This window comes from Burkholderia sp. MSMB0856, assembly GCF_001524645.2.
Classification (GTDB): domain Bacteria; phylum Pseudomonadota; class Gammaproteobacteria; order Burkholderiales; family Burkholderiaceae; genus Burkholderia; species Burkholderia diffusa.
On sequence record NZ_CP013428.1, the window covers coordinates 2,016,304 to 2,029,705 of the forward strand.

Sequence of the window (13,402 nt, forward strand, 5' to 3'; positions counted from 1 at the left end):
CGCTAACCCGCGCATGAAATAGGGGACGCGAGAGAAAACCCGGCCGTGCTTCATCCGGACTCCGATACGTGTTGATGCAACGATCAAGCCTGTCCGGAGCACGCGCCGACAAAAGCCTACATCACGCTTTCATTCAAGCCCGCGCTCGCACACATCCGACGATTGGCCGATATACTATGCGCCTCTCATTTCCCCGCACTCCACCATGCGACGACGGTTTCTCTGGCTGATCGTGCTTTCGCTCGGCATCGCGCACCAGGCCTCGGCGCAGCAGGCGCCCGCGTTGCCTGCCTCCGCGCCCGAAGCGGCGGCATCCGCGCCGGCCGAGGCCTCCGCCCCGCTCGCGAACGATCAGCCCAACGAAGCAAACCGCCGCATCACGTCCTACCTGACGAAGAAATTCGGTGTCGCAAAAGAGCGTGCCGCGAAGCTCGCCGATATCGTGAGCATGACCGCGACGAAATATTCGCTGCCTCCGGCACTCGTTTACGCCATCATCTCGATCGAATCGCGCTTCCAGGAAAAGGCGCGCGGCCAGCATGGCGCGACCGGGCTGATGCAGGTGGTGCCTTCCGCGCACCGCGGCATGCTGCGCAATGTGAAAGACCTGACCGAACCGAATGCGAACGTCGAAGCCGGCTCGAAGATCCTGTCGGGCTATGTGCGGGCGGCCGGCGGCAACGTGCAGGCCGGGCTGAAAAGCTACGGCGGATCGAATGCGTATGCGGCAAAGGTGATGCAGCGGGTCGACACGTTCCGCTTCGTGCTCGAACCCGAAGACGGCGCGAAGAGCGCGAACGATACGAACGCGCACATGGTGCCGGTCAGCGATCCGTCGACCGCGGCGCCCGCCGCGAGCCGCAACGCGAAGTAAGCGCACTGCGCACCGCACGTGCGATCCTGAAGCGGCACGACACACGACGTTACACACCGACCGTCCATTACTCGCGCGCGAAATGCGCACGCATAAACTCGATGAAATGCTGCGTTTTCGCAGGCAGCAAACGCGTTTCGGTCATCGCATGGACGGGAATCGGCGCGTCGTGACTTCGTCATGACGCGCCGCCTTGAAACGATACGGACTGCTCAGCCCATCACAGCTGCCCCGCCGCTCCCGTCCACCGCAGGTAATCCCCACGCGTCCAGTCGAGCGACACGCCGACGCGCTTCGTCCCCGGCCGGATCTTCGGCTTGTACATCGACAGCGTCAGCGACTCCAGCGCGGGCCATTCGCGGAACGACATCACCGCGAGATCGGCGACGAGCGTTTCGAGCAGCCGCGTATGCGGCTTGTGCGACAGGAACGACGCGACACGTGCGCAGTAGCCGTCGTAGTCGATCCACTCGCCCTGCTCGCTCGGCTCGCAGCGATACCCGAGCCGCGCATCGATCACGATCGGCTGCGGCGCCTCGTGCTCGTGCGCGTGGATGCCGATCCGCGCGGGCACCTTCAGTTCGTCGACGAACACGCTCCAGCCACGCCCGCGCAGGCGCGGCGCGTCGATCGCCACGAACGGTTCGTCGAACGGCTTCATGATACGAGCGGCGCCGCGGCGTCGAGCATGATGCGCACGAAATAGTCGGCGAAGCTGCGACGCAGGACGATTTCGAACGTATCGTCGCCGGTCGGGATCAGCGTGATCGGCGACTTGAAGTAGTGCGACTGCGCGCACTGACCCGGCTTCAGCACGCGCGGATGCAGATCGAGCGGGCAGCCGCGCGCGATCACATCGCGCACGCGTTCGCCGCTGACCTCGACCACCGTGTAGCCGCTGCCGACGTCGACGGCCGCCGCATACGAACCCTGCACGGCCTCCGCGAGTTGCGCCTCGAGCACGCCCGCCTGCACGGGCCCGTTCGAACGCACGAGCCACTCGTCGGGACCGAGCCACAGCACGTCGTACTCGGCGCCGCGCGCCACCGTGTTCGGTGCCGACGGCGGCCGGCAGCCGACCACGCGCTCGAACGCGCTGACGAATGCCGGGTCGCTCAGCTCGCCGCGCACGTTCACGAGATCAAGAAACGCCCGCTCGCGCAGCAAGAACTTCTTCGACGCGCGCGCCTGGTGCGGCTTCAGCACATCGGCCGCGCCGACGAACGGCGATTCAAGCGTCACGCCCGCGCCCGCCACTTGCGACTGGTTTCTGGTTTCATTCCACATGCTGGCGCACCCCTTCGGTATCGTAGAAAACCGGGCTCGAGATCTTCGCTGTGATGCGCTTGCCGTTGGCCAGCGGAATCACGACGCTCTCGCCCATCTTGTTCAGGCCGCCCTTCACCACCGCCAGCGCGATCGAGCGCTTCAGGATCGGGCTGTAATAACTCGACGTCACGTGGCCGATCATCGGCGTCGGATCGACCGCCGACACCTGCGTGTCCTTCGCGATGATCTGCGCGCCTTCCGGCAGCACGAACTGTTCGTCCTCGGTCAGCAGGCCGACGAACTGCTTGCGGCCTTCCTTCTGCGTATCGGAGCGCGACAGCGAACGCTTGCCGAGGAAGTCCTTCGACTTCGCGACCACCCCGCCCATCCCGAGGTCGAACGGCGTGATCGAGCCGTCGGTATCCTGGCCGACGATGATGTAGCCCTTCTCCGCGCGCAGCACGTGCATCGTCTCGGTGCCGTACGGCGTGATGTCGAATTCGGCACCTGCCGCCATCAGCGCTTCCCACACCGCGCGGCCCGCATTGGCCGGCACGTTCACTTCATAGGCGAGCTCGCCGGAGAAGCTGATCCGCATCACGCGCGCCTTCGCGCCCGCGACGGTGCCGTTCCGGTAGCTCATGAACGGGAACGCCTCGTTGCCGAAGTCGATGTCCTGGCACACCTTCTGCACGACCTTGCGGCTCTTCGGGCCGACCACCGCGAACGTCGCCCAGTGATCGGTGACGGACGCGAGCCGCACCTTCATGTCGGGCCATTCGGTCTGCAGCCAGCGCTCGAGCCACGTGAGCACGCGCGCCGCGCCGCCGGTGGTCGTCGTCATCATGAAATGCTGGTCGGCGAGGCGCACCGTCACGCCGTCGTCGAACACCATCCCGTTTTCGTCGAGCATCAGCCCGTAGCGGCATTTGCCGATCTCGAGCTTGTTCCACGGGTTCGTGTACATCCAGTTCAGCAGCTTCACCGCGTCCGGACCCTGGATGTCGATCTTGCCGAGCGTCGACGCGTCGAGGATGCCGACGCTGTTGCGCACCGCCAGGCATTCGCGCTTCACGGCCGCATGCAGATCCTCGCCGTTCTTCGGGAAATACCACGGCCGCTTCCAGTTGCCGACGTCTTCGAACATCGCGCCGTGCTCGACGTGCCATTCATGCACGGCCGTCTTGCGGATCGGGTCGAGGAAGTCGCCCGTCTCGCGGCCCGCGAACGTACCGAACGACACGGGCGTGTAGTTCGGGCGGAACGTCGTCGTGCCCGTTTCCGGAATCGTCTTGCCGAGCGCCTGCGCGAGGATCGCCATCCCGTTGATGTTGCCGAGCTTGCCCTGGTCGGTGCCGAAGCCCATCGCGGTGTAGCGCTTCACGTGCTCGACCGACTCGAAGCCTTCGCGCGCGGCCAGCAGGATGTCGGCGGCCGCCACGTCGTTCTGGAAGTCGACGAACTGCTTCGGCCCGCGTGCGGCGGCCTCGCGGCTGCCGACGAGCCACAACGGCTGCAGCGCGCCTTCGACGGTTTCCGCGACCTGCGGCGCGACGGGGCGCTGCGCGGCCGTGAAGCCCGCTGCCTTCGCCGCTTCGGCGCCCGCGTCGACCGCGAGCCGCAGCGCACGGGCGAGACCGAACTCGCCAGCGGCCGCACCGATGCTCGCTTCCGCCTGCACGGGCTTGCCCGGCAGGAAGCAGGCCTTCTCGTCGTTCCAGCACGCCTTGCCACCCGACTGCGCGAACAGGTGCAGCACCGGGCTGAAGCCGCCCGACATCGCGACGAGGTCGCACGGCAGCGACTGCAGCTTGCCGCCGGTCTGGCCGTTCGTGTAGGACGCGACGTCGACCGACGATACGCGCCACTTACCCGAAGCAGCCGACACGACCGCACCGCTCATCACCGTCACGCCCTGCCGCTTCGCGGCCGCGGGCAGCGCGCCGCTCGACGACGCACGCGAATCGACGACCGTCACCTTGGCGCCACATGCCTTCAGGTCGAGCGCGGTCTGATATGCACGATCGTTGTTCGTGAACACGACCACGTTGCGGCCCGGCAGCACGCCGTAGCGATGCACGTAGGTGGACACCGCGCCGGCGAGCATCACGCCCGGCAGGTCGTTGTTGCCGAACACGATCGGACGCTCGTGCGCGCCGGTCGCGAGGATCACGCGCTTCGCGCGGACCTTCCACAGCAGCTCGCGCGTGCCCTTGCGCATCGACACCGGCTGGTGATCGGTCAGGCGCTGCGTGACCGTCACGAGGTTGTGGTCCTGATAACCGAACGCGGTGCTGCGCGACAGGATCGTCACGTCGGGCAGCTTGCGCAGTTCGGCCTCGATCTTCTCGACCCACTGCAATGCCGGCTTCGCATCGATTTCCGCGCGGCACGACAGCAGGCTGCCGCCGAGTTCGCGCTGGTCGTCGACGAGGATCACGCGTGCGCCGGCCGTCGCGGCCGCATGCGCGGCGGCGAGGCCCGACGGGCCACCGCCGACCACGAGCACGTCGCAGTGCGCGTAGCATTTGTCGTAGCGATCGGCGTCGAGCACCTCGGGCGCCTTGCCGAGGCCGGCGGCCTCGCGGATCTTCTCTTCATACTTCGGCCACATGTTGCGCGGCCACATGAAGGTCTTGTAGTAGAACCCGGCCGGCATGAAGCGCGAGAACTTCTGGTTGATCGCGTACTTGTCGTTCTCGAGCGACGGCTCCGCGTTCACGCTCGTCGCGACGAGGCCCTGGTACAGCTCGATCTCGGTCGCGCGCGCGTTCGGCACCGTGTACGGGCCGGTCTCGAGCTGCACGACGGCATTCGGTTCCGCGACGTCCGCCGTCACGATCCCGCGCGGACGGTGGTACTTGAAGCTGCGCGCGACGAAGTGCACGCCGTTCGCGAGCAGCGCAGACGCGAGCGTGTCGCCCTGGAAGCCCTGATACGTGCGGCCGTTGAACGTGAACGTCAGCGGAATCGCGCGATTGATGCGGCCACCGGTGCCGAGGCGGTCTTTCTGGCTCATTTGCTCGTGCCCTCTTCGTGTGCGTTGCCGGCGGCTGCGCCACCGAACTTTTCGTAGCCCTTGATATCGTAGGTCACCGTGTCGCGCGTGACCTTGAACCAGCGGCGGCAGCCCTGCGTGTGCAGCCACTGCTCGCGGTGGATACCGCGCTTGTTCTCGCGCATGAACACGTATTCGCCCCATTCGCGGTCGGTCATGTTCTCGTTCGCAACCGGGCGCACGATGTCGGCTTCACCGCCGCACGTGAACTCGGATTCGGCGCGCGGCCCGCACCACGGACATTCGATCAGCAACATGTTTCTTTCTCCTCGTTCAGTGCGGGGGTCAGTGCGCGACGGCGGCGGCGCCGTGCTCGTCGATCAGGTGGCCCGTGTAGAAGCGGTCGAGCGCGAACGGCGCGTTCAGCGGATGCGGTTCGTCGCGAGCGATCGTGTGCGCGAACACCCAGCCCGAGCCCGGCGTCGCCTTGAAGCCGCCGGTACCCCAGCCGCAGTTGAAGTAGAGGCCCTTCACGTCGGTCTTGGTGATGATCGGGCACGCGTCCGGCGACACGTCGACGATGCCGCCCCACTGGCGGTTCATCCGTACGCGCGAGAACACCGGGAACATCTCGACGATCGCCTGCAGCGTGCTTTCGATGATGTGGAAGCTGCCGCGCTGGCCGAAGCCCGTGTACTGGTCGATACCCGCGCCGATCACGAGGTCGCCCTTGTCGGACTGGCTGATGTACGCGTGCACCGCGTTCGACATGATCACCGAGTTGACCACCGGCTTGATCGGCTCCGACACCAGTGCCTGCAGCGGGTGGCTCTCGATCGGCAGGCGCACGCCGGCCATGTCGGCGAGCGTCGTCGTGTTGCCGGCTGCGACCACCGCGACCTTCTTCGCCTTGATGAAGCCCTTCACCGTATCGACGCCGACCACCGCGCCGCCTTCGCGACGAATACCTGTCACCTGGCAGTTCTGGATGATGTCGACGCCGGCGCGGTCGGCGCCGCGGGCGAAGCCCCAGGCCACCGCGTCGTGACGCGCGACGCCCGCACGGCGCTGGATCGATGCGCCGAGCACCGGATAGCGGCTGTTCAGGTTGATCGTCGGCTCGATTTCCTTGATCTGCGCGGGCGTCAGGAACTCGGCGTCGACGCCGTTCAGGCGGTTCGCGTTCACGCGACGCTCGGTGTCACGCACGTCCTGCAGCGTATGCGCGAGGTTCATCACGCCGCGCTGGCTGAACATCACGTTGTAGTTGAGGTCCTGCGACAGCCCTTCCCACAGCTTCATCGCCTTCTCGTACAGCGCGGCCGATTCGTCCCACAGGTAGTTCGAGCGCACGATCGTCGTGTTGCGCGCGGTGTTGCCGCCGCCGATCCAGCCCTTCTCGAGGATCGCGACGTTCGTGATGCCGTGTTCCTTCGCGAGGTAATACGCGGTCGCGAGGCCGTGGCCGCCGCCGCCGACGATCACGACGTCGTATTCCTTCTTCGGTTCCGGGCTCTTCCACTGCTTTTCCCAGTTCTCGTGATACGAGAGGCCGTTGCGGAACAGGCTGAATATCGAGTAGCGGCTCATGTTAGTGATCCTTCGTTAGCATTCGATGACGTTCACGGCAAGACCGCCGCGCGACGTTTCCTTGTATTTCGTCTTCATGTCGGCACCCGTCTCGCGCATCGTCTTGATCACCGAATCGAGCGATACGTAGTGCTGGCCGTTACCCTTGAGCGCCATCCGCGATGCGTTCAGCGCCTTGATCGCGCCCATCGCGTTGCGTTCGATGCACGGAATCTGCACGAGCCCGCCAACCGGATCGCAGGTCATGCCGAGGTTGTGCTCCATCCCGATCTCGGCCGCGTTCTCGACCTGGTCGGGCGTGCCGCCCATCACCGCGGCGAGCGCGGCCGCGGCCATCGAGCACGCGACGCCCACTTCGCCCTGGCAGCCGACTTCCGCGCCGGATATCGACGCCGTTTCCTTGTAGATGATCCCGATTGCGGCGGCCGTCAGCAGGAATTCGACGATGCCGGCTTCGTTCGAGCCCGGCACGAACTTCACGTAGTAGTGCAGCACCGCGGGGATCACGCCGGCCGCGCCGTTCGTGGGCGCGGTGACGACCCGGCCGCCCGCCGCGTTCTCCTCGTTGACGGCCATCGCATACAGGTTGACCCAGTCGAGCATCGACAGCGGATCGCGCAGCGACTCCTCCGAACGCGCACGCAGGCGGCCGTTCAGTTCGGCTGCGCGGCGCTTCACGCGCATCGGGCCCGGCAGTTCGCCCTCGACCTTGCAGCCGCGCTCGACGCACGCGGCCATCGTGCGCCAGATCGCGAGCAGCCCGCCGCGCACCTCGTCTTCCGGACGCAGCGTGCATTCGTTGCGCAGCATCAGCTCGGCGATCGACAGCCCATGTTCGCGGCACTGGCGCATCAGGTCGTCGCCGGTGCGGAACGGATACGGCACGTCGGCCGCAGCACGCACGCCGTTTACGCGATCGCCGTCGCGGTTCACGACGAAGCCGCCGCCGATCGAGTAATACTCCTTCTCGACGAGCAGCTGGCCGTGCTCGTCGAACGCCTGGAAGCGCATCCCGTTCGGATGGACGATGCTGGTGCCGCTCATCAGCTTGCGATAGAAGCCGATGTTCTCCTTCTCGTCGAAGCGAATCGTCTGCTTGCCGAGCAGCGCCAGCGACTTCTCCGCGCGGATCGCCGCGAGCCGGGGCTCGATCAGGTCCGGATCGATCGTGTCGGGCAAATGGCCCTCGAGGCCGAGCAGCACCGCCTTGTCGGTGCCGTGGCCCTTGCCCGTTGCACCGAGCGAGCCGTATAGTTCGACCCGCACGCGGCGCACGAAGCCGAGCAGGTTCGCGTCCTCGATGTGCGACGCGAAGCGGCACGCGGCGATCATCGGGCCGACCGTATGCGAGCTGGACGGGCCGATACCGATCTTGAACAGGTCGAACGCGCTGACGTTCATCTGACTTCCTCTGGGTGGGCGTACGTGAAATGTCGTTGGCATCAGTACATCAAAGCGTAAAATTGGCCGATAGAACAAAAACGGCATCGGCGTGGGATACCGCCGCCAAGCCCCGCGCAGGACGGCCGGAAAGTGCGTTTTGACGATGATTGACGACGAAAAACCACAAGTCGGCCGGCGCGTGCGCCAGCCGGCAACCGTGCCCGCGAACAGACTGCAACGAGTGAGACCCGCCTTCCCGGCGTGACGAGATTGACCGCGATGACACCCGACGTACCCGCTTCCCCCCTCGCCGAACCCGCGCCGCAGCGCATCCGTTTCGGCATCGTGCTGCTGCCGAACTTCACGCTCACGGCCTTTTCGGGTTTCGTCGACATGCTGCGGCTGTCGGCCGACGACGGCGACTACAGCAAGCCGGTGCGCTGCGCGTGGAGCGTGATCGGCGAAACGCTGGCGCCGGTGCGCGCGAGTTGCGGGATCCAGATCACGCCGTGGGAAACCTTCGAGAGCGCCGAACCGTTCGACTACGTGGTCGTGGTCGGCGGGCTGCTGCATTCGGGGCCGCAAGCCGGCCCCGAAACGCTCGACTTCATCCGCCGTGCGGCGACGGGCGGCGCGACGGTCGTCGGGATCTGCACGGGCGTGTTCACGCTGATGCGCGCGAACGTGCTCGACGGCTACCGCACATGCGTGAGCTGGTTCCACTACTGGGATTTCATCGAGCGCTTCCCGAACGCCGATCCCGACATGCTGATCGCCGATCGCCTGTTCGTGATCGACCGGCGCCGGATCACCTGCTCGGGCGGCCGCGCGTCGATCGACGTCGCCGCCGCGATCCTGCTGCGCCATTTCGATCATGCGACCGTGCAGAAGGCACTGCGCATCCTGCTCGTCGGCGAGATGCAGAAGGGCAATGCGCCGCAGCCGCATCCGCCGGGCCTCGAGCCGGCCACGCACCCGAAGGTCAAGCGCGCGATTCTCCTGATGGAACAGCATGTCGGCCGCGCGCTGCCGCTCGAGGAACTCGCGTGCAAGCTCGACATGTCGACGCGCCAGCTCGAGCGGCTGTTCAAGGCCGAGACGGGCAAGAGCCCGCAGGCGTTCGCGAAGCAGGTGCGGCTGCGCACGGCCGCGTGGCTGCTGACCAGTTCCGACCGCACCGTCGCCGATATCGCGTCGAGTTGCGGGTTCGCCGACGCGTCGCACCTCGGCCGCGAGTTCCGCAAGCAGTTCGGCGTGCCACCGGCGACCTATCGCGAGCGCGGCGGGGACGGCGCGGAAGCCGGCGTGCCGGTGACCGCCGATTCCGATCCCGTCGAAGACATCGCCGACTGACGATCGCGCGCGCCGCCCGCGCGCGCCCTTTCCTTATCCTGCCTGCGCCTTGGACCTCGCAAGATCGCGGCATTTTCCCGCGATTTGGAACCGGTTCCAGTCAACTTGACCGACGTTGCAGCCCGGTAACCGAGGGTTATCCCGGATGCTGACGCACCTTCAAATTTGTATGATGACCACATCACCTTACAAACCAGAGCGCCATGTTCGAGAAGATTCCCGCCCGTGCGATGAGCGACCACGTCGCGCAGCAGCTGCTGAAACAGATCGAAGTCGGCAGTTTCTCGGCCACCGGCAAGCTGCCGACGGAGGCCGTGCTCGCGCAGGAATTCGGCGTGAGCCGCACCGTGATCCGCGAGGCGATTTCGCGGCTGAAGAACGAAGGCGTGGTCGAGCCGCGCCAGGGCAGCGGCGTATACGTGAACCAGCACGGCGCGATCCGGCCGCTGCGGATCGACTACGCGGAAGCCGTCGAGGCGAGCTCGCTGCCGCACCTGCTCGCGGTGCGCCGCGCGATCGAGGCTGAAGTCGCGGCCGAAGCCGCGCTGCACCACACGGCCGACGACATGGCCGACATCGACGACGCATTGCGCAAGATCGACGACGCGGCGGCCGAAGGGCGCGACGGCGTCGCGGAAGACGTCGCGTTCCACCGCACGATCGCTGCCGTCACCGGCAACCCGTATTTCCTGAAGACGCTGCAGTTTCTGAACCAGTACCTCGAGGCCGGCGTGAAGGTCACGCGGCGCAACGAAGCGACGCGCGAGGATTTCTCGCGGCAGGTGCGCGAGGAACACGCGGCGATCGCCGACGCGATCCGCGCGCGCGACCCGATGGCGGCGCGCAACGCGGCGCGCACGCACATGTATAACGCCGCCCGCCGTCTCGCGGAAGCCGGCATCTGCTGATGAACGATTACTGAATGCGGCGGCCCGGACCGAACCGGTGCCGTCGTTGTCCCGAACCTTTCCCGAATCGATCAAGGTTGACCATGTCACGAAATGTTGGAGTCATCGGCCTCGGCGCGATGGGCCTCGGCGTCGCCCGCTCGCTGCTGCGCGCGGGGTTCCGCGTGCACGCATGCGACGTGCGCGACACCGTGCTGCAGGCGTTCGCGGCCGAAGGCGGCGTGGCCTGCGCGAGCCCGGCCGAACTCGGCGCGCGATGCGATGTCGTCGTCACGCTCGTCGTCAATGCCGCGCAGACCGAAACGGTGCTGTTCGGCGAGCACGGCGCGGTCGCGGCGATGAAGCCGGGCGGCGTCGTGATCGCGAGCGCGACCGTCGCGCCCGACTTCGCGGTCGCGCTCGGCGCGCGCATCGAGGCCGCGGGCTTGCAGATGCTGGACGCGCCGGTGTCCGGCGGCGCCGCGCGCGCGGCCTCCGGCGAGATGACGATGATGACGTCCGGCCCCGCCGCCGCGTATGCCGGCTGCGACGACGTGCTCGACGCGATCGCCGGCAAGGTGTACCGCCTCGGCGACGCGCACGGCATCGGCTCGAAGGTGAAGATCATCAACCAGCTGCTGGCCGGCGTGCATATCGCGGCGGCCGCCGAGGCGATGGCCCTGGGCCTGCGCGAAGGCGTCGATGCCGACGCGCTCTACGACGTGATCACGCACAGCGCCGGCAACTCGTGGATGTTCGAGAACCGCGTGCCGCACATCCTGAACGGCGACTACACGCCGCTGTCGGCCGTCGACATCTTCGTGAAGGATCTCGGCCTCGTGCTCGATACCGCGCGGCGCAGCAAATTCCCGCTGCCGCTGTCGGCCACCGCGCACCAGATGTTCATGAGCGCGTCGAGCGCCGGCCACGGCGGCGAGGACGATTCCGCCGTGATCAAGACTTTCCCCGGCATCACGCTGCCGCCCGCCCGCTGATTCGAACGACGTTCCTGCCATGACCGCTTCCGCTTCCCGTCCCCTGCTCGGCTGCATCGCCGACGATTTCACCGGCGCGACCGATCTCGCGAACATGCTCGTCAAGAGCGGCATGCGTACCGTGCAGACGATCGGCGTGCCCGCCGGCGGCGCCGCAGTCGACGCCGACGCGATCGTCGTCGCGCTGAAGTCGCGCACGATTCCCGCCGCCGACGCCGTCGCGCAATCGCTCGCCGCCCATGAATGGCTGCGCGCGCAGGGCTGCCGGCAATTCTTCTTCAAGTACTGCTCAACGTTCGACTCGACCGACGCGGGCAACATCGGGCCCGTCGCCGATGCGCTGCTCGATGCGGCCGGCGGCGGCTTCGCGATCGCGTGCCCGGCGTTCCCGGAAAACGGCCGCACGATCTTCCGCGGCCACCTGTTCGTCGGCGACGTGCTGCTGAACGAATCGGGCATGGAGAACCACCCGCTCACGCCGATGAAGGACGCGAACCTCGTGCGCGTGCTGCAGCGGCAAACGAAGTCGCAGGTCGGCCTGATCCGCTACGACACGATCGCGCTGGGCGCGGCCGCCGTGCGCACGCGGATCGAGCAGCTGCGCGCGGAAGGCGCGCGCTTCGCGATCGCCGACGCGTTGTCGGATCGCGACCTCTACGTGCTCGGCGAAGCGTGCGCGGGCCTGCCGCTCGTCACCGGCGGCTCGGGCGTCGCCCTCGGCCTGCCCGCGAATTTCCGTCGCGCTGATCAGCTGCCCGAGCGCGACAACGCGGCCTCGCTGCCGCGCATCGACGGATTGTCGGCGGTGCTCGCCGGCAGCGCGTCGAAGGCAACCAACGCCCAGGTCGCCGCGTGGCGCGAAAGCCGGCCGAGCTTCCGGATCGATCCGCTCGCGGCCTCGCGCGGCGAGCCCGTCGTCGACGCCGCACTCGCGTTCGCACGCTCGCACCTGCCGCAACCCGTGCTGATCTACGCGACCGCGACACCCGACGAAGTGAAGGCCGTCCAGCAAGTGCTCGGCGTCGATGCGGCCGGCCATCTCGTCGAGAGCACGCTCGCGGCGATCGCCAGGGGCTTGCGCGAGCTCGGCGTGCGCAAGTTCGTCGTCGCCGGCGGCGAGACGTCCGGCGCGGTCGTGCAGGCGCTCGACGTGAAGTCGCTGCAGATCGGTGCGCAGATCGATCCGGGCGTGCCGGCGACGGCCACCATCGACGCGCAGCCGCTCGGCCTCGCGCTGAAATCCGGCAACTTCGGCACGGTGGACTTTTTCGACAAGGCGCTGCGCGCGCTCGACGGAGCCGCATGATGAGCCACGAAGCGAAACTGCGCGAGGAGATCTGCGTCGTCGGCGCGAGCCTGTATGCGCGCGGCCATGCAGTCGGCAGCGCCGGCAACATCAGCGCGCGTCTGGACGACGGCTGGCTGATCACGCCGACCGATGCCTGCCTCGGCCGCCTCGACCCGAACGACATCGCGAAGGTCGGCCTGGACGGCCAGCCGCTCTCGGGCGGCAAGCCGTCGAAGACGCTCGCGCTGCATCGCGGCATTTACGCGCGCAACGCGCAGGCGAACGGGATCGTCCATACGCATTCGACGCACCTCGTCGCGCTCACGCTCGCGGGCGTATGGCGCGACACTGACGTGCTGCCGCCGATCACGCCGTATTACGTGATGAAGGTCGGCCACATTCCGCTGATCCGCTATCGCCGCCCCGGCGACCCGGCCGTCGCGGCCGAAGTCGCTGCACTCGCCGATCAGGTGCGCGGCGTGCTGCTCGACCGCCTCGGCCCGGTGATGTGGGGGCAGTCGGTGTCGCACGCGTCGTACGCGCTCGAGGAGCTCGAGGAAACCGCGCGGCTTTGGCTGATGACGAACCCGAAGCCCGAGCCGCTGTCCGACGCCGCGCTCGACGAGCTGCGCCAGACCTTCGGCGCACGCTGGTAACGCAACGCATCGCGCCCGGATCACGCAGGACTACGCACCGATTCCCATGCCTGCCGTGTGCGCGGGCCCTTCCATCAGCACACACGACACAATCCGGCGGCGTGCGCGC

12 protein-coding genes and 1 pseudogene are annotated in these 13,402 nt (G+C 67.3%); 6 read left to right on the plus strand and 7 right to left on the minus strand.

The annotated features are described in order from the left end of the window. Positions 1–205: 205 nt before the first annotated feature. Complete coding sequence (locus WS87_RS26665) at positions 206–874, plus strand: lytic transglycosylase domain-containing protein (RefSeq protein WP_059819575.1); 669 nt, start codon at positions 206–208, stop codon at positions 872–874. Between the two features lie 67 nt (positions 875–941). Here the strand turns inward: WS87_RS26665 and WS87_RS34335 are convergent. From WS87_RS34335 to WS87_RS26700, 7 genes and pseudogenes are all read right to left on the minus strand, one after another. After that, positions 942–1,040 (minus strand): annotated as a pseudogene (locus WS87_RS34335) (LysR family transcriptional regulator); the annotation flags it as partial. Positions 1,041–1,094: 54 nt separating this feature from the next. Next, positions 1,095–1,535: a dihydroneopterin aldolase gene (locus WS87_RS26675; RefSeq protein ID WP_059452158.1), complete on the minus strand. Its 441-nt coding sequence runs from the start codon at positions 1,533–1,535 to the stop codon at positions 1,095–1,097. Further along, positions 1,532–2,161, minus strand: a complete 630-nt coding sequence (locus WS87_RS26680) for a sarcosine oxidase subunit gamma (protein ID WP_059819576.1) — start codon at positions 2,159–2,161, stop codon at positions 1,532–1,534. The genes WS87_RS26675 and WS87_RS26680 overlap by 4 nt, the downstream gene beginning before the upstream one ends. Next, on the minus strand, positions 2,151–5,162 hold the full coding sequence (locus WS87_RS26685; protein WP_059819577.1) for a sarcosine oxidase subunit alpha family protein: 3,012 nt from the start codon (positions 5,160–5,162) through the stop codon (positions 2,151–2,153). The genes WS87_RS26680 and WS87_RS26685 overlap by 11 nt, the downstream gene beginning before the upstream one ends. Further along, positions 5,159–5,458 (minus strand): sarcosine oxidase subunit delta, encoded by a 300-nt coding sequence (locus tag WS87_RS26690; RefSeq protein ID WP_059534095.1) that lies wholly within the window; start codon positions 5,456–5,458, stop codon positions 5,159–5,161. Before WS87_RS26690 ends, WS87_RS26685 begins: the two co-directional genes overlap by 4 nt. Positions 5,459–5,486: 28 nt before the next feature. Continuing rightward, the gene (locus WS87_RS26695; RefSeq protein WP_006480591.1) at positions 5,487–6,731 is read right to left on the minus strand and encodes a sarcosine oxidase subunit beta family protein; all 1,245 of its coding nucleotides are present in this window, start codon (positions 6,729–6,731) and stop codon (positions 5,487–5,489) included. 15 nt (positions 6,732–6,746) lie between these two features. Next, positions 6,747–8,132, minus strand: a complete 1,386-nt coding sequence (locus WS87_RS26700) for an L-serine ammonia-lyase (RefSeq protein ID WP_059534094.1) — start codon at positions 8,130–8,132, stop codon at positions 6,747–6,749. A 261-nt stretch (positions 8,133–8,393) separates the two neighbouring features. On the opposite strand from WS87_RS26700, the gene WS87_RS26705 reads away from it, so the two are divergent. The 5 genes from WS87_RS26705 (at position 8,394) to otnC (ending at position 13,293) form a co-directional block, all read left to right on the plus strand. Then, positions 8,394–9,467, plus strand: a complete 1,074-nt coding sequence (locus WS87_RS26705; RefSeq protein WP_059534345.1) for a GlxA family transcriptional regulator — start codon at positions 8,394–8,396, stop codon at positions 9,465–9,467. 203 nt (positions 9,468–9,670) lie between these two features. After that, positions 9,671–10,375 carry a FadR/GntR family transcriptional regulator gene (locus tag WS87_RS26710; RefSeq protein WP_059534092.1) on the plus strand — a complete coding sequence of 235 codons (705 nt, stop codon included), beginning with the start codon at positions 9,671–9,673 and terminating at the stop codon, positions 10,373–10,375. Positions 10,376–10,458: 83 nt separating this feature from the next. Continuing rightward, positions 10,459–11,349 (plus strand): L-threonate dehydrogenase, encoded by an 891-nt coding sequence (ltnD, locus tag WS87_RS26715; protein WP_059466901.1) that lies wholly within the window; start codon positions 10,459–10,461, stop codon positions 11,347–11,349. A gap of 19 nt (positions 11,350–11,368) precedes the next feature. Further along, positions 11,369–12,655 carry a 3-oxo-tetronate kinase gene (gene otnK, locus WS87_RS26720; RefSeq protein WP_059819578.1) on the plus strand — a complete coding sequence of 429 codons (1,287 nt, stop codon included), beginning with the start codon at positions 11,369–11,371 and terminating at the stop codon, positions 12,653–12,655. Further along, entirely contained in the window at positions 12,655–13,293 is a 639-nt protein-coding gene (gene otnC / locus WS87_RS26725) for a 3-oxo-tetronate 4-phosphate decarboxylase (protein WP_059819707.1), read from the plus strand. Before otnK ends, otnC begins: the two co-directional genes overlap by 1 nt. Positions 13,294–13,402 lie beyond the last annotated feature (109 nt).